Origin of the sequence: Methylobacterium sp. J-030, from assembly GCF_022829545.1 — a bacterium.
Lineage (GTDB): Bacteria > Pseudomonadota > Alphaproteobacteria > Rhizobiales > Beijerinckiaceae > Methylobacterium.
Genome location: NZ_JAKSYM010000371.1, coordinates 93,412 through 118,644 on the forward strand (window position 1 = coordinate 93,412; position 25,233 = coordinate 118,644).

At 70.7% G+C, this 25,233-nt stretch carries 18 protein-coding genes and 1 pseudogene; 12 read left to right on the forward strand and 7 right to left on the reverse strand.

The annotated features are described in order from the left end of the window. Positions 1-9 precede the first annotated feature (9 nt). The 4 genes from trmD (at position 10) to MKK75_RS30355 (ending at position 2,800) form a co-directional block, all read left to right on the forward strand. Complete coding sequence (trmD, locus tag MKK75_RS30340) at positions 10-747, forward strand: tRNA (guanosine(37)-N1)-methyltransferase TrmD (RefSeq protein WP_244046200.1); 738 nt, start codon at positions 10-12, stop codon at positions 745-747. 350 nt (positions 748-1,097) lie between these two features. Continuing rightward, positions 1,098-2,267 carry a phosphoserine transaminase gene (locus MKK75_RS30345; RefSeq protein ID WP_244046201.1) on the forward strand — a complete coding sequence of 390 codons (1,170 nt, stop codon included), beginning with the start codon at positions 1,098-1,100 and terminating at the stop codon, positions 2,265-2,267. A gap of 114 nt (positions 2,268-2,381) precedes the next feature. Further along, positions 2,382-2,609, forward strand: a complete 228-nt coding sequence (locus MKK75_RS30350) for a DUF1902 domain-containing protein (RefSeq protein ID WP_244046202.1) — start codon at positions 2,382-2,384, stop codon at positions 2,607-2,609. Further along, positions 2,606-2,800, forward strand: coding sequence for a type II toxin-antitoxin system HicA family toxin (locus MKK75_RS30355; RefSeq protein ID WP_244046203.1), 195 nt, complete (start codon positions 2,606-2,608; stop codon positions 2,798-2,800). The genes MKK75_RS30350 and MKK75_RS30355 overlap by 4 nt, the downstream gene beginning before the upstream one ends. 151 nt (positions 2,801-2,951) lie before the next feature. On the opposite strand, the gene MKK75_RS30360 is transcribed toward MKK75_RS30355, so the two are convergent. The 3 genes from MKK75_RS30360 to tesB all read right to left on the reverse strand — a co-directional run bounded on the left by MKK75_RS30360 (position 2,952) and on the right by tesB (position 6,069). Further along, entirely contained in the window at positions 2,952-4,451 is a 1,500-nt protein-coding gene (locus MKK75_RS30360; protein ID WP_244046204.1) for an ammonium transporter, read from the reverse strand. An 81-nt stretch (positions 4,452-4,532) separates the two neighbouring features. Beyond that, entirely contained in the window at positions 4,533-4,871 is a 339-nt protein-coding gene (locus tag MKK75_RS30365; RefSeq protein WP_091718767.1) for a P-II family nitrogen regulator, read from the reverse strand. A 298-nt stretch (positions 4,872-5,169) separates the two neighbouring features. Then, positions 5,170-6,069: an acyl-CoA thioesterase II gene (tesB, locus tag MKK75_RS30370; protein WP_244046205.1), complete on the reverse strand. Its 900-nt coding sequence runs from the start codon at positions 6,067-6,069 to the stop codon at positions 5,170-5,172. A gap of 101 nt (positions 6,070-6,170) precedes the next feature. On the opposite strand from tesB, the gene MKK75_RS30375 reads away from it, so the two are divergent. Together MKK75_RS30375 and MKK75_RS30380 are read left to right on the forward strand one after the other, a co-directional pair. Further along, positions 6,171-7,436 (forward strand): FAD-dependent monooxygenase, encoded by a 1,266-nt coding sequence (locus tag MKK75_RS30375; RefSeq protein ID WP_244046206.1) that lies wholly within the window; start codon positions 6,171-6,173, stop codon positions 7,434-7,436. 271 nt (positions 7,437-7,707) lie between these two features. Then, positions 7,708-8,571 (forward strand): transglutaminase family protein, encoded by an 864-nt coding sequence (locus tag MKK75_RS30380; RefSeq protein WP_244046207.1) that lies wholly within the window; start codon positions 7,708-7,710, stop codon positions 8,569-8,571. Here MKK75_RS30380 and MKK75_RS30385 read toward each other — a convergent pair. The 4 genes from MKK75_RS30385 to MKK75_RS30400 all read right to left on the reverse strand — a co-directional run bounded on the left by MKK75_RS30385 (position 8,555) and on the right by MKK75_RS30400 (position 15,387). After that, positions 8,555-9,679, reverse strand: coding sequence for a molybdopterin-dependent oxidoreductase (locus MKK75_RS30385; RefSeq protein WP_244046208.1), 1,125 nt, complete (start codon positions 9,677-9,679; stop codon positions 8,555-8,557). The two genes, MKK75_RS30380 and MKK75_RS30385, sit on opposite strands and share 17 nt — an antisense overlap. Before the next feature lie 221 nt (positions 9,680-9,900). Continuing rightward, positions 9,901-10,398 (reverse strand): cupin domain-containing protein, encoded by a 498-nt coding sequence (locus MKK75_RS30390; protein ID WP_244046209.1) that lies wholly within the window; start codon positions 10,396-10,398, stop codon positions 9,901-9,903. 302 nt (positions 10,399-10,700) lie between these two features. Further along, positions 10,701-12,224 (reverse strand): glycosyltransferase family 2 protein, encoded by a 1,524-nt coding sequence (locus MKK75_RS30395; protein ID WP_244046210.1) that lies wholly within the window; start codon positions 12,222-12,224, stop codon positions 10,701-10,703. 19 nt (positions 12,225-12,243) lie between these two features. Continuing rightward, positions 12,244-15,387 (reverse strand): rhamnan synthesis F family protein, encoded by a 3,144-nt coding sequence (locus MKK75_RS30400; RefSeq protein WP_244046211.1) that lies wholly within the window; start codon positions 15,385-15,387, stop codon positions 12,244-12,246. Positions 15,388-15,857: 470 nt separating this feature from the next. Between MKK75_RS30400 and MKK75_RS30405 the strand changes: the two genes are divergently transcribed. From MKK75_RS30405 to MKK75_RS30430, 6 genes and pseudogenes are all read left to right on the forward strand, one after another. Next, on the forward strand, positions 15,858-16,862 hold the full coding sequence (locus MKK75_RS30405; RefSeq protein WP_244046212.1) for an AAA family ATPase: 1,005 nt from the start codon (positions 15,858-15,860) through the stop codon (positions 16,860-16,862). Positions 16,863-16,864: 2 nt separating this feature from the next. Next, entirely contained in the window at positions 16,865-17,776 is a 912-nt protein-coding gene (locus tag MKK75_RS30410; RefSeq protein ID WP_244046213.1) for a DUF58 domain-containing protein, read from the forward strand. A 7-nt stretch (positions 17,777-17,783) separates the two neighbouring features. After that, positions 17,784-20,603, forward strand: a complete 2,820-nt coding sequence (locus MKK75_RS30415) for a DUF4159 domain-containing protein (RefSeq protein ID WP_244046214.1) — start codon at positions 17,784-17,786, stop codon at positions 20,601-20,603. Between the two features lie 271 nt (positions 20,604-20,874). Further along, entirely contained in the window at positions 20,875-22,959 is a 2,085-nt protein-coding gene (locus MKK75_RS30420; protein WP_244046215.1) for a hypothetical protein, read from the forward strand. 167 nt (positions 22,960-23,126) lie between these two features. Continuing rightward, positions 23,127-25,037, forward strand: coding sequence for an extracellular solute-binding protein (locus MKK75_RS30425; protein WP_244046216.1), 1,911 nt, complete (start codon positions 23,127-23,129; stop codon positions 25,035-25,037). Then, positions 25,034-25,233: pseudogene (locus tag MKK75_RS30430) on the forward strand (ABC transporter substrate-binding protein); the annotation flags it as partial. The gene MKK75_RS30425 and the pseudogene MKK75_RS30430, both read left to right, overlap by 4 nt.

Here is a 25,233-nt window from a genome sequence, read left to right on the forward strand (position 1 = left end):
TCAAGCGCCATGATGCGCACGGACACGCCCTGGCGGGCCACGATCCTCACCCTCTATCCGGAGATGTTCCCCGGCCCCCTCGGCGTCTCGCTGTCGGGCGATGCCCTCGCCCGGGGCACCTGGAGCCTGGACGCCCGCAGCATCCGGGAGCACGGCCTCGGCCGCCACCGGGCGGTGGACGACACCCCGGCGGGGGGCGGTGCCGGCATGGTGCTGCGCTGCGATGTGCTGGCCGCCGCCATCGACGCTGCGAGCCCGGCCGGCGACCCGCGCCCGCGCCTGCTGATGTCTCCCCGCGGCCGGCCGCTCACCCAGGCGCGGGTGCGCGCCCTCGCGGGAGGGCCCGGCGCGGTGATCGTCTGCGGCCGGTTCGAGGGCGTGGACGAGCGGGTGATCGCCGGGCGCGGCTTGGAAGAGGTCTCGATCGGCGATTACGTGCTCTCGGGCGGCGAGATCGCCGCCCTGGTGGTGCTCGATGCCTGCGTGCGGCTCCTGCCCGGCGTGATGGGCAAGACGGAATCCGGCGTCGAGGAGAGTTTCGAGGGCGGCCTCCTCGAATACCCGCACTACACGCGCCCCCGGGACTGGGAGGGCCGCGTGATCCCCGACGTGCTGTCAAGCGGCAACCACGCCGCCATCGCCCGATGGCGGCGGGACGAGGCCGAGCGCATCACCGCCGAGCGGCGGCCGGATCTCGCCGCCGCTCAGGCCGCTTCCAGATCGATCACCGGGCCGTCCCGGTCGTAATCCAGGTGATCGCGTCGCAGCGGCTGCGGAATCGGCCGTCGCAGGCGGCTCGGGAGCGCGATGTGGGCCGTTAAGGCGCCAATAACCACAAGAAGAGCGGACCAGGCCGCCACTAACGCGGCGCTGTGCATAGACATCAGTGTACCTCAAACGCTACGCGGCACAGCATTAAGCCTAACGGCCCAGGCTTAATCGACTGTTCCACGGCTCCGGACGTCCTGTCCCGGCCGGGGCCATCCCGTGAAGCGTGCAACGCTGGCAAGCGCTTGCCAGACGACTGGTTTCGGCGCATGCGCGAGCCCGGGATCTCCTCCCCGCCGAGGAGCGCCCGTCTGCAGGATGGATTCGCGATGACCAGCCGCCCGACGCAGCGCCCGCGCGTGCCCCATTTCTCCTCCGGGCCCTGCGCCAAGCGCCCGGGCTGGACCCCGGCGGCCCTGGCCGGTGCGGCGCTCGGCCGGTCGCACCGCTCGCCGCTGGGCAAGGCCAAGCTCGGCCGGGCGATCGACCTGACGCGCTCCGTCCTGCAGGTGCCGGCCGATTACCGGATCGGCATCGTGCCGGCCTCCGATACCGGTGCCGTCGAGATGGCGATGTGGACGATGCTCGGGCCGAAGCCCGTCGAAGTCGCCGCCTGGGAGGCGTTCGGCAAGGAGTGGGTGACGGACGCGCTGAAGCAGCTCAGGATCGATCCGACGATCCACCAGACGCCCTACGGTGTGCTGCCGGACCTCGCGGCGATCGACACGCGGCACAGCGACGTGGTCTTCACCTGGAACGGCACCGCGGCCGGCGTGAAGGTGCCGGACGGCGCCTGGATCGCGGCCGACCGCGAGGGCCTGACGATCTGCGACGCCACCTCGGCGGCCTTCGCTCAAGCCCTGCCCTGGGACAAGCTCGATGTCGTGACCTTCTCCTGGCAAAAGGTGATGGGCGGCGAGGCGGCGCACGGGATGCTGATCCTCTCGCCGCGCGCGGTGGCGCGGCTGGAGAGCCACACGCCGTCCTGGCCGCTGCCGAAGGTGTTTCGCCTGACCAAGGACGGCACGCTGATCGAGGGCATCTTCAAGGGCGACACGATCAACACGCCCTCCATGCTGGCGGTGGAGGATTACCTCGACACCCTAGCCTGGGCCGAGCGGATCGGCGGCCTGCCGGCCCTGCACGCCAGGGCGGATGCGAACGCGAGGGCGATCTACGACTGGGTGGCGCGCACCCCCTGGATCGCGCCGCTGGCGGTCGATCCGGCGACCTACTCGAACACGGGCGTCTGCCTCGTGATCGCCGATCCGGACGTGCTCGCCCGGGGCGACGCCGCGGTCTCGGCCTTCGCGGCGGGGATCGTGGACCGGCTCGACCGGGAGGGCGTCGCCCTCGACATCGGCGCCTACCGCGACGCCCCCGCGGGCCTGCGGATCTGGTGCGGCGCCACGGTGGAGACCGCCGATCTGGAGGCGCTGACGCCCTGGCTCGACTGGGCCTTCGTGGAGCAGAAGGCCGTGCTGGCCAAAGCGGCGTAGGACCGTTCGCTTTGCCGTGCCAATTGGGGTCGCGGATACGCGACCCCGTATTGAGGGAATCTTGTCGCGCCCCTGGATTCGCGCGGTGCCTGGGCGCGCTTCAGGAGCCTCGCCATGACACGCCACGCCGTCGTCCGCTGTGCCTGGGATCCGGACGCGGCGGTCTGGTACGTCTCCGAAAGTGCCGTCCCGGGCCTCGCTACGGAAGCCGAGTCGCTCGACGGACTCAGGCGCAAGCTCCCGGGGATAATTCAAGATCTGCTGGAAGACCTGCAGGACGGGGATCTCGACGTTGACCTCATCGCCTACGCGCATGATCGTGCGCGCGTCGGGGCGGCGTGACCGATGATACGCCCGATCTCAAGAAACTGCTCCATGCCAGCGGTTACCGATTCTTCCGCATGGGTCGCGGCGACCCTGAGATCTGGCAGCACGCGGAGACCGGCCGCAAGGTCGTCGTCGATGGCAGCGTCAAATCCCGTCATACGGCAAACGGCGTCCTGAAGCAGGCCGGCCTTCCGATGGCATCTTGAGAGCCTATTCGACGAAGGCGGCGTATCCTGGCGCGTGCACTGAAGGATCGGCCGCACCGCGATTGCCTCCCCGGACGAGAAACCCCGGCCCACGCGGAGCCGGGGTGTCTCGTTTGGTGGGCGCGACCCCGCAGGGCCGCGCCCGCCCGTCTCAGTAGTTGTAGGCGCGCTCGCCGTGATCGGCGATGTCGAGGCCTTCGCGCTCCTCCTCCTGCGTCACCCGCAGGCCGATGGTCAGGTCGACCAGCTTGTAGAGGATCGCCGAGCCGACGCCCGACCAGAGGAGCGTCAGGCCGACCGCCTCGGCCTGCACGATGAACTGGCTCATCATGTCGTAGGCACCGACCACCATCTCGCCCGGCTTCGTGCTGTAGTCGGGGATGCCGACGCCGCCGAGGCTCGGATCGACCAGGATGCCGGTCGCCAGGGCGCCCAGGATGCCGCCGACGCAGTGCACGCCGAACACGTCGAGCGAGTCGTCGTAGCCGATGGCGTTCTTCACCGTCGAGCACATCACGAAGCAGACCACGCCGGCCACGAGGCCGAGCACGATCGAGCCCATCGGGCCGGCGAAGCCCGAGGCCGGGGTGACGGCCACGAGGCCCGCGATCGCCCCCGAGACCATGCCGAGCAGCGACGGCTTGCCCTTGAGCGCCCACTCGGCGAACAGCCACGCCACCGCGGCCGCGCAGGTCGCCACGAAGGTGTTGAGCATCGCGAGCGCGGTGGTGCCGTTGGACTCGAGGTTCGAGCCGGCGTTGAAGCCGAACCAGCCGACCCACAGGAGCGAGGCGCCGATCATCGTCATGGTCAGCGAGTGCGGGGCGAGCAGGTCGCGGCCGTAGCCGATGCGCTTGCCGAGGATCAGGCAGCCGACGAAGCCCGCGATCCCGGCGTTGATGTGCACCACGGTGCCGCCGGCGAAGTCGAGGGCGCCCTTCTGGAAGAGGAAGCCGGCATCCTTGTTGACGGCGTCGAGGGCCGCCTGAGCGGTCGCCTTCGAGGCGTCGTCGGTGGCGGCGGCCAGCGCCTTGGCGGCGTTGCCGACGGCATCCGGGCCGCCCCAGTACCAGACCATATGGGCCATCGGGAAGTAGATGAACGTGACCCAGAGGATCATGAACACCACCAGAGCCGAGAACTTCATCCGCTCGGCGAAGGCCCCGACGATGAGCGCCGGAGTGATCATCGCGAACGTCATCTGGAAGCAGATGTAGACGTATTCGGGGATCACGACGCCGTTCGAGAAAGTCGCCACGGTGGAGTTGGCGTCGACGCCCTTCAGGAAGGCCTTGGAGAAGCCGCCCACGAAGTCGTTGATGCCCGCGCCGTTGGTGAAGGCGAGGCTGTAGCCGTAGAACACCCAGAGCAGGCCGACAATCGCCACGATGGCGAAGACCTGGGTCAGGACCGAGAGCATGTTCTTGGTGCGCACGAGGCCGCCGTAGAACAGCGCGAGGCCGGGCACCGACATCATCAGCACGAGGGCCGAGGAGATCAGCATCCAGGCCGTGTCGCCCTTGTTGGGGATCGGGGATGGCGGCGGCGTGGCGGCTTCCGGTGTCGGCGTCTGCGCGAGGGACGGCTCGATCAGGAGGGCGGCGATCACCACCCCTCCCAAGCCGAGCATGAGGGCATGACGAAGTTTCATGGGCACGTGGCTCCCGGTCTCAAATCCGTGTTGTTCTGAAAGACTCTGCGGTTCGCTGGCCCGGGGGCGCCGGGCCGCGGATCAGAGGGCGTCGGCGTCGGTCTCGCCGGTCCGGATGCGCACCGCCTTCTCAAGCGGCATCACGAAGATCTTGCCGTCGCCGATCTGGCCGGTGCGGGCCGCCCCCGCGATGGCGTCGATCACGCTCGACGTCAGGTCCGTGGCGACCGCCACCTCGATCTTCAGCTTGGGCAGGAAGCTCACCGCGTACTCCGCGCCGCGGTAGATCTCGGTGTGGCCCTTTTGACGGCCATACCCCTTCACCTCCGTCACCGTCAGGCCGTGCACGCCGATTCCGGTGAGCGCGTCGCGCACCTCCTCGAGCTTGAACGGCTTGATGATGGCCATCACGATTTTCATGGGCGACGCCCCCTTCGAAAAGTCTGGGAACCGTTGCCGTCGCCCAATCCGCGAGCGACCCGGCCGGGATCGCCCGCGGATCGGGATGGCCCGCGGTCGAACGCCGCTATTCAAGGAGCGTGCCAGATAAGCTTAACCGGGAACCTTTTCCTGGCGTCCGGATCTGCCCATGATTTGACCGCTGGCGATCAAACGATGCGCAGCCCACCGCGGAAACATGCCTGCATTCCAGGCAGGATGCTCAAGATGATGCATGTGCGCCCGTTGCAGATCCGCAACGAGTCGGCGACGCCGCGTTTTAATCCCGGACGGGACGAATGAGTCCTTCCTGTGCCACGGAGGCCACAAGGTCGCCGGCCCGATCGAAGATCTGGCCGCGGGCGAAGCCGCGGGCACCGCCGGTGGCCGGGCTGTCCTGGGCGTAGAGAAGCCAGTCGTCGATCTTCACCGGCCGGTGGAACCACAGGGCATGGTCGAGGCTCGCCGCCTGGATGGTGGGATCGAATACCGAGCGCCCGTGCGGGATCAGCGACACGTCGAGCAGGGTCATGTCGGACGCGTAGGCCAGCACCGCCCGGTGGAGGGCCGGGTCGTCCGGCAAGGTCGCAGCCGCGCGCAGCCAGACGTTGAAGACCGGCTCGGGCGGCCGCCCGCCCTTGTCGGCGGACCTGTAGCGGTTCAGGTCGACCGGCCGCAGGGCGATCGGCCGCGCGCGGCCGAAATAGGCGGCGATCGCCTCCGGGATGCCGCTTCCGCCGGCTTCCGCCAGGGCCTTGCCGTCCAGAAGCCCCTCCGGCCCGGCCACGTCCGGCATCGCCGGCTGGTGGACCAGCCCCTCCTCCGCCACTTGGTACGAGACCGTGGTGGCGAAGATCGCCCGCCCGTGCTGGATCGCCTTGACCCGGCGGGTGGTGAAGCTGCGCCCGTCCCGGATGCGCTCGACCTCGTAGACGATCGGCGTGCGCGGATCGCCCGGCAGCATGAAGTAGGCGTGCAGGGAATGGGCCGGGCGGTCGTCCGGCACGGTCCGGGTGGCGGCGACCAGTGCCTGCGCCACCACCTGTCCGCCAAAAACCCGCCGCCAGCCGGTCTTCGGGTTCTGGCCGCGGAACAGGTCGACCTCCAGGCGTTCGAGGTCGAGGATGGCGATGAGTTCGGCGACGGCATCCGTCATCGCGTCGGTGTTGGCATCCGTCATGGCGCGCGGGGTTTCCGTTCGTTGCCCGCGTGCGACATAGGCCTTTCGAACGAACCAAGCCAACGCCTCCCGCGCGGGAGCCACACCGGAGATCCGCCAGCATGACGGCCGAGACGCCCCGCCCCGGCAGCCGCTCCCTCCTGATCGCCGGCGGCGGCCTGCCCAGCCTCGCCCTGGCACTCGCCCTCAAGCAGGCCCACGGGCCGGCGCTCGCCGTCACGGTGATCGATCCGGCCGGCGCCGACCCGGCGCGTCATCGCGGCCGGGCCTACGCCCTGGCGGCCGGCGGCCGACGGATGCTGGACCGGCTCGGCGTCTGGAACCGGCTTACGGACGCGGCCGAGCCCGTCACCGCGATGGTGATCAGCGACAGCCGCCTCGCCGACCCGGTGCGCCCGGTCTTCCTGACCTTCGGACAGGAAGCGGAGGACGAACGGGACGACGGCGAGCCCTTCGCCCACATGATCGAAGCCGAGCCCCTGGCCGAGGCGCTGGCGCAGGCCTGCCGGGGGGCGGGCGTCGCCTTCACCACGGCCGGCGTGGTGCGGGCGACCCCGGAGGCCGTTGCGATCCACGCGGAGCTGACCACGGGCGAACGCCTGCGCGGCGACCTGCTGGTGGCCGCCGACGGGGCGCGCTCGCGCCTGCGGGAGGCGGCGCGGATCGGCTGGGTCGGCTGGTCCTACCCGCAGGTCGGCATCGTGGCGACCATCGGCCACGCCCGGCCCCACGGGGGCCGCGCCGTCGAGCATTTCCTGCCCGCGGGCCCCTTCGCGATCCTGCCGCTGCGGGACGGCGGCCCCCTGGGCCACCGCTCCTCGATCGTCTGGACCGAGCGCGCCGAGGCGGCCGACGCCCTGCTCTCCGGTGAGCCCGACGAGGTGCTGGGTGAGATCGAGCGCCGCTTCACCCTCGACCTGGGTGCCCTGGCGCTGGAGCGCGGGCCGAGCCGGCATCCTCTGGCTTTTGGCCTGGCCCGGAGTTTTTGCGCCCAGCGTCTCGCCCTGCTGGGCGACGCGGCCCACGTGATCCACCCGATCGCCGGCCAGGGGCTCAATCTCGGCCTCGCGGATGCCGCCGCCCTCGCGGAGGCGATGACCGGCGCGCTGCGTCTCGGCCTCGACCCCGGCAGCCCCGACGTCCTGCGCGACTACGAGCGCGCCCGGCGCTTCGACAGCTTCGCCATGGCGGCGGCCACCGACGGGCTGAACCGCCTGTTCTCGAACGACGCCCTGCCGCTGCGGCTCGCCCGTGACCTCGGCCTCGGCATCGTCGATCGGCTGCCGGGGCTGAAGCGGTTCTTCATCGGCGAGGCCGCCGCCGCGCGCGGTTCGCGGCCCCGGCTGATGCGGGGAGAGGCACTTTAAGGTTTGCCTTCAATCAGCTTGGCCTTCGCGATGTCGGACGTGGGTGGCTTCATGACTGTCCGCTTCGAGGCAGAAACCTACGGACGCGGACGTCGCCCTCCATCCCGCATCCGCAGTTCACCAACCACCTTGCCCAGGAAGGTTGCCCATGACGAGGTCGCGGTCTCAGCAGATCGCCTCGTCCACCGGTTCCGTGTCCAAATACATGCTACGCTGCAGCGAGAAAGCCTGCGCTCCCGCACGGCCGTGATTGATCAATGCGGGTGATTCCTTGGTCGATCTGCGTATTCACCACCGGACGACATATCGTTATCGCAAGCCGGTCAACCTCGGACCGCACCGGCTGATGATGCGGCCTCGGGAGAGCCGCGACCTTCGATTGCTGGCGAGCGACGTTTCGGTCTCGCCAGACGCCACCGTCACGTGGGCCTACGACGTCGCCGGCAATGCCGTGGCGACGGCGACGTTCGGGGCCCCGACCGAGCGTCTCGTCGTCGAGAGCATATCGCGGGTCGAGCTATCGGCCGCGGCTTATCCGGTTTTTGCCATCGCGGCGTCCGCCATCACGTTCCCGTTCCGGTACACCGACGACGAATGGACCGACCTCGGCAGCTTGACGGTTCTGCAGTATCCCGAGGGAACGCCGAGCGTACGCACGTGGGCGCAGAGGTTCGTGGCGTCCTACCCGACCGACACCCTATCGCTGCTCAAAGACCTGAACACCGGGGTCGGCAGCGCCATCGCCTATCAAGTTCGCGAAGACGAGGGCACGCAGGCCCCGAGCGAGACCCTGGCCCTCGGGATGGGCTCGTGCCGGGACCTGGCAACCCTGCTGGTCGAGGCGGTGCGGAGTCTCGGCTTCGGAAGCCGGGTCGTTTCCGGCTATCTCCACGATCCGTCACGAACGTTGCTCGGTTCCGCCGATGCCGGGTCGACCCATGCCTGGGCAGAGGTCTTCCTGCCCGGCGCAGGATGGATCACCTTCGATCCAACGAACGGCAAAGTCGGCGGCGCGAACCTGATCCCGGTTGCGGTTGCACGCGACATCAGGCAGGCGATGCCGCTGGTCGGAAGCTTCGTCGGACCCGCGGACGCCTTCCTGGACATGGCCGTGGCGGTCAGCGTCGACGGCTAGCCGCGGTGCCCGGGAAAGCACCTCCGCGACTGTCCACATGGATCCGCACCCGGTGCCAGCAGGTGCAAAGGTAGCCTTTGTGGTTCCAGGTGTCGTCCGGCAGCGCCGGTTGCGTCTGGCCGGCCATGTCCCAAGCGCGAACGGCGAGTTCCTGCTCACCCGGAGCCAGATCGAGTTCCACGCTCCAGAACGTCCAGGCGAACGGCGCATCCGGCTCGTGCTCCAGATCAGCCTGCGTCCAGGACCGGCCACCGTTCCCGGAGACGTCGACGCGCACGATGGCCCTGTCGCCGCTCACCGCGTAGCCGCGAACCCGGTTCCGTCCGGCCTTGAGGGCGGCTCCGCGTTCCGGCTCACAGATCGCGGCGTTGAGCGGCATCGTGTCGATGGTCAGTCCCTTGGTCGGGTCCGCCGTCTCCGCGGTGACGTCGGGCGGGTACAGCTTGTAATCCTCGGCCTGGATCGGGTTGTCGGACGGGTGGTCCTGCACGGCGAGGTGCCGGAGCCATTTCGGGCTGCGCACGCCGGCGAAACCCGGCACGACCGCGCGGACCGGGAAGCCGTGCTCGGGGAGCAGGGCCTCGCCGTTCATGGCGTAGGCGAGCAAGGTTTCGGGCGCCATCGCCTTGCGGAGTGGGATCGAAGCTCCGTACGGGCGGCCGTCCACCATGTCATGGCTCTCGAAGGCCACGTGGAGATCCGCGCCATCCGCGACACCCGCCTCGCGCAGGATGTCCCCGAGCCGGACCCCGGTCCAAGCGGCCGTCGCGATAGCACCGGCATCCCACGGATCGCCGGATACCGGGGCAACCGCGTGCATGTCGGCGCGCCGATTGCCGGCACATTGCATCGTGGCCATGACCGTGGCTTCCGGGAAACGGGTCCGCAGGTCGCGCAGCGAAAGGTCCAGCGTGACACCGGCTCCGCCATCGACGCTCAGGCGCCAGGTTTCTGGGTCGAGGTCCGGTAGATCGCCGTGCGAGCGGACGTAGAAGTCCTCCGCCGGAGTCCGGTAGGAGGCGCGCAGTCGGCCCAGGGGCGGTTCGGCGTTGTAGGGCTGATCGCCATGGACGATCAGGCGAGCCTTTCGCTCGGATAGACTCGACATCGAGGCTCCCGTTCGGGTGAGGATACGGGAGTGAACGCGCCGACGGCGGTAAGGCTCAATCGACGCCCCTGAGACCAATGCGGCGAAGCCGCCGGACGACCGACGAACGGCTGCTTCGGGGAAGCGCCGACAGCGCTCCAGGCGCCTGTGTCGGGTCGCGAGCAGGCACCTTACGCTCGAGCGGATCGGGCTCACACCCGCGACGCAGACGGCCCGGGCGCTCAGCCAGCGACGAGGGCGCGGGCCCGGCGAATCCAGCGCAGCGAGGCCTCGACCAGCGGAGGCTCGCGATGCTTGAGGATCGCCGACTTCAACAGCGTCTTCGGCACCTCCCAGAGCTGGACGGACCCGACCGGGAAATGCGCGACATCGCCCGGGGTCAGGTGGTGCCGCTTGCCGTCCGCCTCGGTGATGAAGACGTCGCCGTCGAGGATCGTGACGATCTCGTCGCTATGGTGGGTCCAGCGGAACGTGCTCGCCGTGGTGCGCCAGAGATAGACGTTCGCGCTCCCGTCATGGGTCTCCGAGACCGCCGCGACCTCGGTCACGGGGTTGCCCGCGACGACCCAGTCCGCCGGGATCGGCGCCGGTCTGAAAGCGGCGATCCCGGGCCGCATCGCGATGCCGGCGACCGGGCGCCCACCCTCGTGCAGGCGGATTTCCGCATAGGCGCCGGCACAAGCCAGGAGCAGGGCAGCGGCGGCGAGGATCCTCTTCACAGTCAGCTCCGGCATGCGGCGGACAGGGCCCGCTCGTCGGGCGGCAGCATTGTCGGCTATTCCGCTGTCCGTGAGAATGTCCTTATAGGCATTTGTACCGTGCGGACCGGTGTCTTTTCTAATTTTGCTTAATCGAATGTCGCGCCGATCTGGTCTTCACCGAATAGGAAGGCTTCGATGTCGGCCTCGCCGGGACGCGAGCAGGCAGCAGCATTCGTGCGGCTCGATCGCGTGGTGGGGACGGTCTGCGCGTGTCTCCCTCCCCCGTTGCGGGGGGCGGGAGATCAGCCCGCCCCTACGCCCTACCCCCGCCTTTCCGTGATCCAGCGCGTCGCGGCGGCCCGGGAGGCGACCACGTCGGTGTCGGTGCGCAGTTGCGGCGAGTAGGCGGGATCCTCCGACAGCACGTCGTGCCAGCGGCGCAGGAAGCGCGCGGTCTGCGAGCCGGGGGCGAAGCTGGTCTGGCGGGACGCGCTCTCGTGGTGCGCCATCTCGGCGAACGGCGTGTAGACGATGCGGTAGCCGAGCTGGCGCATCTTCAGGCACAGGTCGACATCGTTGAAATCGAGGGCGAAGTCCTCGTCGAAGCCGTTCACGGCGTCCAGCACGGCCCTGCGGGTCGCGAAGAGGGCTCCGGTCACCGCCGAGCAGTCGCGCTGCGTCAGCGCCCAGTCGCCGTAGGTGGGCTCCGCCGCGTCGCGGTTGTACCAGGGATGGGCGAACACGTCGAAGATGCCGCCGGTCATGCCGGCATGCTGGATCTTCCCGCTCGGGAACAGCAGCCGGCCGCCGACGCCGCCGACGCCCCGGTCGAGCGCGAAGGTCAGGAGGGCCTCGATCCAGCCGGGCCGGCGCACCACGAGGTCGTCGTTCATCAGGATGACGAGGTCGGTCTCGGCGGCCCGCCAGAGGGTGTTCATCTTGGCCGCGTAGTTGAACCGCTCCCCCGGCGCCCGCGTGGTCGTCAGGCGTGTCACCGCGAACCGGTCGGAGCGGCCGCGATAGATCGCGTCGTCGGCCACGTCGTCGCCGATCAGCACCCGGATCCGGTCGGCCGGGTAGGTGCTGCGGCCGAGGCTGTCGAGCAGGTTGATCACGTGCGGCTTGGCGCCCTCCACCGGGCGGCCCGCATCGTCCTTCGGGCGGCTCTGGTTGGTCGGCACCACGAGGGTGACGGGCGGGCGCGGATCGAGCGTCCGGCGGATCTCCAGCGTATCCGGCGTCAGGCCGGGGGCCGTGCGCAGGGGGACGCCCGTCGTCTCGAACCAGCGGTCGAGGCCGTGGGCGCGGGCCGTGCGCGTCGCCTTCGGCCGCTCCAGCGGTGAGGCGATCAGGGTCTCAGGCGTCCGGTCGATGCCGATGCCGGCGGAGATCGCCTCCAGCAGGAACCGGAACCACGTGGCGCTGGCGTAGCGCTGACGGAAATCCGGTTTGAGGCTTTTGAAGACGGCCGCGCGGATCAGGAGCGGGAAGCCGATATAGTCGTCGGCCATCAGCAGGGCCGGATTGAAGGCCGGCTTGCAATGGACGCTCCGGACCTGTCCGGCCCCGTCCACCACGGCGTCGTCGGCGTAGACGATGCCGAGATCGGGCCGCTCCGCCAGGGCGCGCGTGAGCCGCGCCACGAGGTCGGGGCGCAGCTCCGAGGCCGCCGGGGCCACGAACACGGCCCGGCAGGCGGGCAGTGTCCCGGCGGCGATCTGGTCGAGCCGGCGCTCGTCCACGGGGCGGAACTGGGCGTCGAGGGACAGCGGCAGGATCGCGTCCGGCCACGCGAGCGTCCCCCAGGAGGCCGACGGGGCCGGGACCGGCTTCTTCTTCAACACGGGTCGCGTCTCCGGGGCGTCAGTTTCGTTCGGCGGCCAGGAGACGATCGAGGCTCGCCTCCATGGCGGCCGCCACCGCACCGGTGGACAGCCGCTCGCGGATGCGCGTCCGGGCCGCCGCACCGATCCGGGCCGCGTCCCCGCCGGTCACCGCCCGGGCCGCGTCGGTGAGTGCCCGGGTGAGGTCGACCTCGTCCACCTGGCCCCACTCGGCGCCGCGCAGGTACGGTCCGTAGGTCTGGTCGAGGGCGGTGACCTCGGCCTTCACGGGGAAGCCGCAGGTGGCGTCGAGGAAGTCGCGGCAGCCGCCGTAATCGGTGGCGACCACGACCTTGCCCATCTCCATCGCCTCGGCGATCGTCAGGCCGAACCCTTCGGAGGAATGCGACGAGGCGTAGACCGCGCAGAGTTCGAACAGGGCGCCGAGCTCGTTCTGGGAGAGCGGCTGGTCGATCACCACCACGTCGCCGGACGTGCCGACGAGGTCGAGGAGCTTCCTGCCTTCGTCCGGCAGGTCGAAGACGTGCTTGGTCTTGAGCACGAGCTGCCAGCCCGCCTTCCCCAGCCCCGCCGCCCGGAAGGCCCGGATCAGCGCGTGCGGGTTCTTGCGGGCGAGGTAGCTCGACCCGTCGAAGGCGTAGAGGATCACCCGCTTGGCCGGATCGATCGCGAAGGCCTTGCGCAGGTTCGCCTTGGCGGCGGCGCTCGCGGGCTCCCCCGCCTCGTTCTCGACCACGTAGGGCACGACATCGACCGGGATGTCGGTGATCTGCCGGAAGATCGCCGCGCAGAACTCGGTCGGCGCCCAGATCGCGTCGAGCCCGTCGACGGTGGGCAGCCAGCCGCCCGGCACGTGGGAGGTCTCCCACACGAACAGCCCGATCTTGAGCCGGGCCTGCGCGGCGATGTCCTGCTGCGCGTCGCTCATGAGCGAATGCCAGCTGTCGCCGTTGAAATGCACCAGGGCGACATTTGCCGCGCCCGAGAAGGTCCGGGCCTGCCAGGCCGGCGCCACCCGGGCGTGGACGTGGAACGGCCGCTCCATCGGATGGACGTTCAGCGCGAAGGGCGCCCGGTGGAGCGCGCGGGCGTAGCTGCGGGCCGCGACGCCGAGGCCGTTGGCGTAGTTCATCGGCGCGATGTACGAGACGCGCAACGGCCGCTGCGGCCCCCGGGGCCTTCGCAGATCCGCCCAGATCCTGGCGCCCGGATACGAGTAGGTCACGTCGAGCCGGTCGAGATCGAAGCCGCGCTCCGCGATCGCCTCCCGCACCGCCGTCCCGCCGATCGCGGCGTGCTCGCCGAGCAGCGAGCGCTTCACGAACGGGAAGCCCTGGGCCAGCATGTTCTCCCAGTCGAACAGGGTGCGGTTGTTGCGCGGGTCGTTGACCAGCGACATGTGCTTGTTCTGCGCCGAGAACAGGCTGCGCATCCCAAGCCCCGCCGCCCGCATCCGCTGCGAGAAGGTCAGCTCGTACTCGGTGATCACCGAATTCTTGTCCGGCCAGTTCGCGACCGACAGGAGGAAGTGGTTGAACGCGTAAGACGAGAGGCAGCGCCGCTTCAGCGCCAGGAAGAAGCTCTGGAGGTGATGCGAGTAGTAGAAATTGTCGGCGAGCCCGATCACCGCCTCGGGGAACGCGTCGATCTTCGTGAGCAGCGCGGCGAAATCGCTTCCCGACAGGGGGCCGACGAGGCTGTCGTTGGCCAGATACAGGGTTTCCGAGTCGAGGAGATCGACGTCCTCCAGCAGGACATGCGCCCAGGCGGCGAAATCGAATCCCTTGTTCTCGCGCAGATAGACGGAGGCGCACAGATCCAGGATCGCCTGCGGCACGGCGTTCTTGTGCTGGTCGGCGGCGATGATCAGGACGATGTCGGCCCCGTTCTCCGCGAAGGCCTTCAGGTAGGGCTCCACGTGGCCGCGGATCCGCCCCTCCGGGCAGTGGGTGATGAACAGGGCCGTACGGGTGTGCCGGCGCGGCTCGCGCTTCAGGCAGGCGAGGCGGGCATCGGACGCCTCCGGCACCGCGGCACCGGGGACGCGGCGGGTGAGCCGCCCCGCCTCCAGACCGGTCAATACGTAATCGACCAGCGGGTTGAGCCCGAGGGCGGCGACCTTCGGGTAACGGGCGAGATACCAGGGCGCGTCGAAACGCGGCGACGGGCTGGTGCTGCGCCCGCCATCCGCGAGGAAGTGCACCAGCGGGTTCCGCCCATCCGGGTCATCGGTCGAGGGGGTCGCCAAGTAGGTCTCGGCGTACCAGCGCGTGTCGAACCAGGGGCTGGGATCGAGCCCCTCGTCCGCCCCGTGCTCGAGGTAATGGACCAGGGGGTTGAGGGCATCGGCCCGCACGGCGGCGGATTGGGCAGCATACCAGTCGGGATCGAACAGCGGGTGGGGTGCGTAGCGGCGGTAGCCGCCCGCCATCACGTAGTGCTCCAGGGGCTCGAGCCCGCTGGTCTCGGCCTCGCGACAGCGGGTGCGGTAGAACTCCGCGTCGAAGACCCCGGCGCGGCGGATCAGGTCCACGTGCCGCGACAGGCCGGCGAACTCTTCGGGGTTGCGCAGGTAGCCCTGCTTCCGGCCGGTCTCGTAATAATGGGCGAGCGCGTTGCCGCCCGCTGAGCGGGCATCCGGGTAGCGGGACAGATACCAGGCGGTGTCGAACAGCGGCGACGGGTCGGTGTCGGGGTGGGCCAGGAAGTGCAGGAACGCCCGGCCGCGCTGCTCCGCGCCGCCGAGATAGCGCTCGGCGTACCAGTCCGGATCGAACAGCGGATTGGGGCGGATCCCCGCCGCGGCGCCGCGGTCGCGGTAGTGAAGCACCGGGTTGATGCCCTCGCCCCGGAGCCCGGGGACGGAATCGAGGTAGAGGTCGCCGTGGAACAGCGGATGCGGCCAGCGCCCCTCGCGGCCGCCATGGACCGCGTAGTGCACCACCGGATCAATCCCCTCGCCGACCACGTCGGGGTAGCGCCTGGCGTACCAGGCCGGATCGAACAGGCCCGAGGCCCTGACCGCCTGGATGAGATCCGCCTGCCGAGGCTCGCCGCGGCGGCGGCCGAGGCGCCGGGTCAGCGGACGTGCGAGCGATTGAGCCGCCCCGGCGAGGCCGGCCTTCTCCGACGATCCGGCGGCGAACACATCTCGAAGGCGCATGGTCAGGTCCGGATACGCGGGAAGCCCGTGCAGCTGCCCACGCCGCGATCCGCGAGAGACATCAGGGGAAATCGGCCGGTCCGGCGGTCGCGGGCGGGACCGCCCCGGCTTGGGCGCCTTCCTAATGGTCCGGGTCGCCGACGCCAAGAGCCGGGGCGAGCAGAGCCGCTTCGCCGCGCGTTCCGGTGCTCGGTCCCGGATCAGGTTTCGCTGTCGCTTCACCTGTCCGGGAAAGGGGCGGTGCAGGATGAAACGCTCCCCTTTCCCGGGCGCCTGGAGCGTCGGCGGAATGCGACCCGGGAGCCAGCACGGGACTCGCCGCGAAGGGGTTCCCCGGAGTCGAGCCTCCGGGCGTGCCGCCCAAAAAGCGTGCGGCGATCCCGACCTTGCCAGCCCGGTACCATCCGCCCACACTATCCGGATTGATCCGCGGGCCTTTCCGGACGCCCGTGCAGGAGATGGATAGCGGCATGACGCAGGGGATCAGCCCGGCCACCACCCTCGACGACGGCATCGTGGCGACCGCGGAGAGCTGCCTTGCCGCCGTCGGCGCGGCGCGGGACGCGATCCACGGGGTGATCTTCGGGCAGGAAAAGGTCGTCGATCTCGCCCTCGTGACCATCCTGGCCGGCGGCCACGGCCTGCTGGTCGGGCTGCCCGGGCTCGCCAAGACCAAGCTGGTCGAGACCCTCGGCACCGTGCTCGGCCTCGACGCGCGGCGTGTGCAGTTCACCCCGGACCTGATGCCCTCCGACATCCTGGGCACCGAGATCCTGGAGGAGGACGCCGAGCGCCGTCGGGCGTTCCGGTTCGTGCAGGGACCGGTCTTCACCCAGCTGTTGATGGCCGACGAGATCAACCGCGCGAGCCCGCGCACGCAGTCGGCCCTGCTTCAGGCCATGCAGGAGGGTCACGTCTCGGTGGCGGGCGCCCGGCACGACCTGCCGCGCCCGTTCCACGTGCTCGCCACCCAGAACCCGATCGAGCAGGAGGGCACCTACCCGCTGCCCGAGGCGCAGCTCGACCGGTTCCTCCTGGAGATCGACGTCGGCTATCCCGACCGCGCCGCCGAGCGCCGGATCCTGATCGAGACCACCGGCGTGGACGAGGTGCGCCCGCGGGCCGTCATGTCCACCGAGCAGTTGCTGACCGCCCAGCGCCTCGTGCGCCGGCTGCCCGTGGGTGAGGCCGTCGTGGAGGCGATCCTCGACCTCGTGCGCGCCGCGAGGCCCGACGGCGGCGACGCCCTGGTGAAGGACAAGCTCCTCTGGGGACCCGGCCCCCGCGCCAGCCAGGCGCTGACGCTCGCCGCCCGCGCCCGGGCGCTGATCGAGGGCCGGGTCGCGCCCTCGGTCGCCGACGTGAAGGCGCTCGCCGAGCCGGTGCTCAAGCACCGGATGGCGCTGAGCTACACCGCCCGGGCCGACGGCGAGACCATCGAGGGCCTGATCGCCAAGCTCGCGGAGAAGCTCTGACCTTGGTTGGAACCCACGCCCTCGAGTCGGGCAGGCGCACCCCCGGCCGGCGCGAGAGCGAGGGCGCGACCGCCCTGTCGGAAAAAATGCCCCGCCTCGTGCTGGAGGCGCGGCGCGTGTCGAGCCTGCTGGCCCATGGCCTCCACGGCCGTCGCCGGGCCGGGCCGGGCGAGAGTTTCTGGCAGTTCCGCCCCTTCATCACCGGAGAGGCCGCCGCGCGGGTCGACTGGCGCCGCTCGGCCCGGGACGACCGGCTCTACGTGCGCGAACGCGAATGGGAGGCGGCCCACAACATCTGGCTCTGGATCGACCGCTCGGCCTCCATGGGCTTTTCTTCGGACTTGGCCTCGGCGCCGAAGGTCGAGCGCGCGCTCATCCTCGGGCTGGCGCTGGCCGACGCCTTCGTGGAGGGCGGCGAGCGGGTGGGCCTCCTCGGGCTGACCCGGGCCAGCGCGTCCCGTGGGATCGTCGAGCGGCTGGCACAGGCGCTGGTCGCCGACACGGCCGGCCTGACCCAGGATCTGCCGCCGCAGGCGAGCCCCGCCCGGTTCGACGAGGTGGTGCTGATCGGCGACTTCCTCACCGCGCCCGACCGGATCGCGGCCTCCGTGCAGAGCCTCGCGGGCCGCGGCAGCCGCGGCCACCTGCTGATGGTCGCGGATCCGATCGAGGAGACGTTCCCGTTCACCGGTCAGGCGGTGCTGCACGACCTCGAAGGCAGCCTCAGCCTCGATATCGGCGACGCCGACGCCTGGGGGACGCGCTACCGCGCCCGGATCGCCGAGCACCGGGCCGCCCTGGCGTCCATCGCCCGCGGCCAGGGCTGGACGCTGACGATCCACCGCACGGACCGGCCGGCGAGCGAGGCGGCCCTGCGGCTCGCCACGCTGATCGCCGCCCGCGGCACGGAATGAGGCCGCCATGCTGGGTCTGACCTTCGCGGCGCCCCTGGCGCTCGCCGCCCTGATCGGCCTGCCGGCCCTGTGGTTCCTGCTGCGGGTGACCCCGCCGCGCCCGCGGCGCATCAATTTCCCGCCGCTCAAGCTCGTCGCCGACCTGATCCCGCAGCGCCAGACCCCGGCGCGCACCCCGCCCTGGCTGCTGATCCTCCGGCTCCTGATCGCCGCCGCGCTGATCCTGGCGGTGGCCGGGCCGGTCTGGAACGCCGGGGGCATCGGGGCCGGGGGCGGACGCAGCGCGCTCCTCGTGCTCCTCGACAACGGCTTCCCCGCCGCCCACGACTGGCGCGACCGCCTGCGGGTCGCCACCGACGCCGTGGAAGGCGCGGCCCGTGACGGCCGTCCGGTGGCGGTGATCGGGCTGGCCGACGCACCGGCGGCCTTCGAGGCGAAGACGCCGGCCGCCGCCCTGGAACGCCTGCGCGCCCTCGCACCGCGCCCGATCCTGCCCGCCCGCGACGCGCATCTCGCCGCGATCGAGACCTTCCTGGACAAGAACCGGGGCGCCGGCCTCGTCTGGATCAGCGACGGCGTCGAAGGCGCCAGTGACACGCGCTTCGCCAAGGGCCTCGCCGACCTCGCCGGCGACAAGGGCGCCGCGCTGACGATCCTGCGCGCCGACAGGCCGCCGGCTTTGGCCCTCACCGCCACCGAGAATGCCGGCAAGCTCGTCACTCACGCCCTGCGGGCGGCTCCGAACGGGCGCGATACGGGCGTGATCCGGGCCCTCGACCAGAAGGGCCTGCCGCTGGCTGAGCGCGATTTCGCCTTCGCGGCCGACGCCACCGAGGCGGAGGCGACCTTCGAGCTGCCGGTGGAGCTGCGCAACAGCATCAGCCGCCTGGAGATCGCGGGCGAGCGCTCGGCCGGGGCCGTGGTGCTGCAGGACGAGCGCGGCAAGCGGCGCCGGGTCGGCCTGGTCTTTGGCGGCACCCTCGATCAGGCCCAGCCGCTGCTGGCGCCGACCTACTACCTCGCCCGGGCGCTCCAGCCCTTCGCGGACGTGCAGGAGCCCCGCGGCGCCAAGGGCACGGCGGAATCGATCAACCAGCTCCTCGACAATCAGGTCTCGGTCCTCGTGCTGGCCGATGTCGGGGCCCTCGACGAGAAGACCACCGCCCGGATCGAGAGCTTCGTGAAGGAGGGCGGGATGCTCCTGCGCTTCGCCGGCCCCCGGCTCGCCGCAGGCAACGATCCGCTGGTGCCGGTGCGCCTGCGCCGGGGCGGCCGGACGCTCGGCGGCACCCTGTCCTGGGACAGTCCGAAGACGCTGGCGCCCTTCCCGCCCGAGAGCCCGTTCGCGGGCCTGACGCCGCCGGCCGATATCGGCGTGCGCCGCCAGATCCTGGCCGAGCCCGACGGCGACCTGCCGAACCGCACCTGGGCCTCGCTCCAGGACGGCACGCCGATCGTCACCGCGCAGAAGCGCGGCTTGGGCACGATCGTGCTGTTCCACGTCACCGCCGACACGACGTGGTCGAACCTGCCGCTCTCCGGCCTGTTCATCGATATGCTCCGGCGCGTCGTGGCGCTGGCCGGCGCCTCGGCGCCCGCCCAGGGCGAGGCGCCGCGGGCAGCCGCGCCGGTCCTCGCCCCGCGGGTGACGCTGGACGGGTTCGGGGCGCTGGGTTCGCCCCCGGCCTCGGCCACCGCGGTCTCGGCCGATTACGCCGACCGGGCGACCATGGAGCATCCGCCGGGCTTCTACGGCCCGCCGGACGGAGGCATCAGCGTGAACGCCCTCAAACCCGACGACCGGCTGAAGCCCCTCGACACCGCCGCCCTCGACGGCGCCCGGTTCGGGTCGCTCGCCGGGGCCGCGACCGTCGATCTGCGCCCGGGTCTGTTCACCCTGGCGCTGCTGCTCCTCGCCCTCGATACCCTGGCGGGGCTGTGGCTCGGCGGCTTCCTGCGCCGGGGCGGCCTCGCGTCCCGCCTGCGCGGGCGCCCGGCGGCGCTGGCCCTCGCGGGCGCCGTCCTGCTGGCGAGCCTGCCGGCTTTCCCCGTCCGCGCCGAGGAGCCGGCGGTCAACCGGCCGAACGGCATCGAATCCGCCCTCGTCACGCGGCTCGCCTACGTGATCACGGGCGACGCCGCCGTCGACGAGGCGAGCCGCACCGGTCTCACGGGCCTGACCCAGATGCTGGCCACCCGCACCGCCCTGGAGCCGGGCGAGCCCGCCGGCATCGACCCCGCCAAGGACGAGCTGGCCTTCTATCCGCTGATCTACTGGCCGATCGCGCCCTCCCGGCCGCAGCCCTCGGAGACGGCGATCCGCAAGATCGACGCGTTCATGCGCAACGGCGGCACAGTCCTGTTCGACACCCGCGACGCGCTCACCGCCCGCCCGGGCGGGCCGCCGACCCCGGAGGCCGCGTATCTGCGCACGATGCTGGCGACGCTCGAAGTGCCGGAGCTGGAGCCGGTGCCCCTCGACCACGTGCTCACCAAGGCGTTCTACCTCGTGGACAGTTTCCCGGGCCGCTACGCCACGGGCCAGACCTGGGTCGAGGCCCTGCCCCCGGCGGCCGAGGGCGCCGAGCGCCGGCCGGCCCGGGCCGGCGACGGGGTGAGCCCGATCATCATCACCGGCAACGACCTCGCCGCCGCCTGGGCGATCGACCGCAGGGGCGAGCCGCTCTATCCGGTGGTCGGCGGCGACCAGCGCCAGCGCGAGATGGCGTTCCGCGGGGGCGTCAACATCGTGATGTACACGCTCACCGGCAACTACAAGGCGGATCAGGTGCACGTGCCCGCGCTGCTGGAGCGGCTGGGACAGTGACCTTTTTAAATACTCAGATCGGCGACTTATCGCCCGCTCCCGCGCTGCGGAGGAATCCGCTTCTGACACACGCCCCTTTCCCGGACGCCTGGAACGCAGTGGAAGGCGATCCGGGACCCGGCATGGAAGGTGCCGCGCAGCGGCACCGTATGAGCCATCCGGACGCTGCGCGCCGTCCTGTGCTGGATCCCGGGTCGCCCTCCGCTGACGCTCCACGCGCCCGGGAAAGGGCTGGCGCCTGGACGATCCAAGTCCGTGAGGCCGGACCATCATGCTGAGCCTCAGCTTCACCCCCCTCCTCCCCTGGCCGGCCATCGCCGTGCTGGGGGTGATCGTCGCCGTGCTGGCGGTGTTCGCCGTGCTGGCCCGGGGCCGGACCGCGTGGCTGCGCGTCCTCGTCCTTGCTTTGGTGCTAGCGGCGCTCACCAACCCGGCCCTGGTCCACGAGGACCGCGAGCCCGTGAAGGACATCGCGGCCATCGTGGTCGACCGCTCGGGCTCGCAGGCTCTCGGCGACCGCCCGCAGATGACCGACGCGGTCCGCGCCGAGCTGCAGCGCCGGTTCGGAGCGCTCGCCAATATCGAGACGCGCTTCATCGACGTGCCCGACACCAAGGACGGCGACGACGGCACCAAGCTGTTCACGGCTTTGAGCCAGGCGCTGGCCGACGTCCCGCCCGAGCGGCTCGCCGGCATCGTGATGCTCACCGACGGCGTAGTCCACGACATCCCGGCCTCGATGGCCCAGCTCGGCATCAAGGCGCCGCTCCACGTCCTCGTCACCGGGCACCCGGACGAGCGCGACCGGCAGATCAAGCTGCTTGAGGCCCCCCGCTTCGGCATCGTCGGCAAGGACCTGACGATCCGCGCCGAGGTGATGGAGCGCGGTGGCACAGGTCACGCGGTCGTCACCGTCCGCCGCGACGGCGAGGAGATCGGCCGGCGGGACGTCGCCACCGACAAGCCGTTCTCCCTGACCACCCGGATCGAGCATGGCGGCCCGAACGTCGTGGAAATCGAGGTCGAGCCGCTGCCGGGCGAGCTGACCACCGTCAACAACCGCGCGGTGCTGCCGATCGAGGGCATCCGCGAGAAGCTGCGGGTGCTGCTCGTCTCGGGCGAGCCGCACCAGGGCGAGCGGACGTGGCGCAACCTGCTGAAGTCCGACGCCAACGTCGATCTCGTCCACTTCACCATCCTGCGCCCGCCGGAGAAGCAGGACGGCACGCCGATCTCCGAACTCTCCCTGATCGCCTTCCCGACGCGCGAGCTGTTCGTCCAGAAGATCAAGGATTTCGACCTGATCATCTTCGACCGCTACGCCAACCAGAGCGTGCTGCCGCAGGCCTATTTCGACAACATCGTCCGCTATGTCCGGGAAGGTGGGGCCCTGCTGATCGCGGCAGGCCCCGAATTCGCCGGCCCGGCGAGCCTCGCCCGCACCCGGCTCGCCGGCATCCTGCCGGGCGATCCGGACGGGCGGGTCGTCGAGAAGCCCTACAAGGCGACGCCGACCCAGGTCGGCCAGCGCCACCCGGTGACCCGTGCCCTGCCGGGCTCGGACGCGAGCCCCCCGGCCTGGGGCGACTGGCTGCGGATCATCGAGGCGCGCACGCGGCCCGGCATCCAGCCGATCCTGTCGGGGGCCGAGGGCCTGCCGCTGCTCGCCCTGTCGCGGGAGGACAAAGGCCGCGTCGCCCTGCTGCTGTCGGACCACGCCTGGCTCTGGGCCCGGGGCTACCAGGAGGGCGGCCCCTATCTCGATCTGCTCCGTCGCCTCGGTCACTGGCTGATGAAGGAGCCGGCCCTCGAAGAGGAGGCGCTGCGCGCCCAGACGACCGGCCACGGCCGCGAGGTGCGGGTCGAGCGCCAGACCATGGCCGATCAGGCCGAGCCGGTCACCGTCACCGGGCCGACCGGCAAGGTGACGACGCTGACGCTCAAGCCCAGCGAGCCGGGTCTGTTCACCGCGACCTTCGACGCCGAGAGCCTCGGGTTGCACACGCTGCGCTCGGGCAATCTCGTGGCCTTCGTGAGTGTCGGTCCGGCCAACCCGCGCGAGCTCGCCGACGTGTTCAGCGACACCGAGCGCCTGAAGGCCGTGGCGGACGGCTCGGGGGGCTCGGTCCGCCGGGTCGCCGGCTCCGGAGGCGCCATCGACGTGCCGCGGCTCGCGGTGGTGCGCGGCGGACGGCTCTCGGGCGCGGACTGGATCGGCTTCCGGCCGAGCGACAGCGCCAACATCCGCGGCGTCGAGGTCTACCCGCTGGCGCTGGGCCTCGCGGCGCTCGCCGCCCTGGCCGCGGCGCTGCTCGCGATGTGGCTGGTGGAGGGACGGCGCGGGCGGGCGGTGTGAAGGAAATACCTCGCGGTGCATGCGGATTCCCCTCCCCCCTCTGCGGGGGAGGGAGAAACCGCGCCTCCCGTGGCGCCGAAGCGCGTACGCGCTCGACGCGCGAGGCCCCCGCGGCCTATGAGGCTGGGCGAACGCCCGCGCCCCGACACAACGGAGACAGCCCGCCCGTGACAGCGCAGACCGTGACCGGCCGCCTCCTCGCCGCGACGCTCCTCGTCGCCTGCCTGCACCTCGACCAGGCCCGCGCGCAGGAGCCGGCCGCGATGCCCTCCGATCCGCCGTCCCAGCCGGCTGCCGGCCAGTGGACCCACGCGCTCACGCTGATGGGCCAGCCGAAATACGGCCCCGAATTCAAGCATTTCGACTATGCCGACCCGGCCGCCCCCAAGGGCGGGACGGTGCGCCTCGGCGCCCAGGGCGGGTTCGACAACTTCAACATCATCGTTGCCGGCCTGAAGGGCGACCTCGAGAACGGCATCCAGCAGATCTACGATCCGCTGATGACCCAATCCTCCGACGAGCCGTTCACCTCCTACGGCCTGATCGCCGAGGCGGTGCGGGTCGCCCCCGATCTCGGCTCCGTCTCCTACCGCCTGCGCGAGACCGCCCGCTGGCACGACGGCCAGCCGATCACCCCCGAGGACGTGGTCTGGTCCTTCGATATTCTGAAGGCCAACAGCCCGTTCTACGCCGCCTACTACCACACGGTGTCGAAGGCCGCGGCGACCGGGCCGCACGAGGTGACCTTCACGTTCACGGAGACCGGCAACCGCGAGCTGCCGCAGGTGATCGGCCAATTGCGCATCCTGCCCAAGCACTGGTGGATGGCCAAGGACGCCAACGGCAAGCAACGCAACCCCACCGAGACGACCCTGGAGCCGCCGCTCGGCTCCGGCCCCTATCGCCTCGCCAAGTTCGATCCCGGCCGCAGCACGACCTACACCCGCGTGCCCGACTACTGGGGCAAGGATCTGCCGGCCAATGCCGGGCACTACAATTTCGACACCGAGCGTTACGAGTATTTTCGCGATGGCACCGTCCTGGTCGAGGCACTGAAGGGCGACCTCTACGACTTCCGCGTCGAGAACATCGCCCGGAACTGGGCCACGGCCTACGACGATGTCCCGGCCGTGAAGGAGGGGCGCCTGATCAAGGAGGCCTTCCCCGACCGCGGCATGGGCATCATGCAGGCCTTCGCGTTCAACACCCGCAAGGACAAGTTCAAGGACCCGCGCGTGCGCCGGGCCTTCAACCTCGCGATGAACTACGAGGAGATGAACAAGTCGCTGTTCTATGGCCTGTACAAGCGGATCAACTCCTACTTCTTCGGCTCGGAGCTGGCCTCCTCGGGCCTGCCGGAGGGGGACGAGAAGGCGATCCTCGAAAGCGTCAAGGACAAGATCCCGGCTTCGGTCTTCACCACGCCCTACACAAACCCCATCAACGACAGCCCCGAGGCCGTCCGGAAGAACCTGCGCGAGGCGGTGGGCCTGCTGCGCGAGGCGGGCTACGAGCTGCGCGGCGGCAAGATGGTCAACAAGGCGACCGGCGAACCGCTCACCGTCGAGTTCCTGGAGTTCCAGAACACCTTCGAGCGGGTGATCCTGCCGTTCTCGGCGCAGCTCAAGCTGATCGGCATCGACGCCACCCTCCGGGTGATCGACCCGGCGCAATACCAGAACCGGATCCGCAACTTCGATTTCGAGATCACCACGACGAATTGGGGCGAGTCGCTCTCCCCAGGCAACGAGCAGCGCGAGTACTGGGGCTCGGCCGCCGCCGACAGCCCCGGCTCGCGCAACCTGATCGGCATCAAGGATCCCGGCATCGACGCGCTGATCGAGAAGGTGATCTTTGCGCGCAATCGGCCGACCGTGATCGCGGCGACCCGGGCGCTCGACCGGGTGCTGCTCGCCCACGATTACGTCGTGCCGCAATGGTCCTCGAGCGAGCAGCGGACCCTGCGCTGGAACCGCTTCAGCCACCCGGCGATCCTGCCGCTCTACGCCAGTTCCGGCTTCCCGACGACGTGGTGGTACGACGAGAAGCGCGCGGCCAAGACCGGGGCCCCCCGTTGACGGGCGCGCCCTGGCGACCGACCCGGCGCAGGCTCGTCCTCGGTGCCGGAGCCCTCGCGGCGATCGGGCCGGCGCGGGCCGAGGACGGGGAGCGCCACGGCCTCTCCAGCTTCGGCGAGCTGAAGTACCCGCCGACCTTCGCGCATTTCGACTACGTGAACCAGATCGCGCCGCGCGGCGGCCGCTTCTCGGCGAC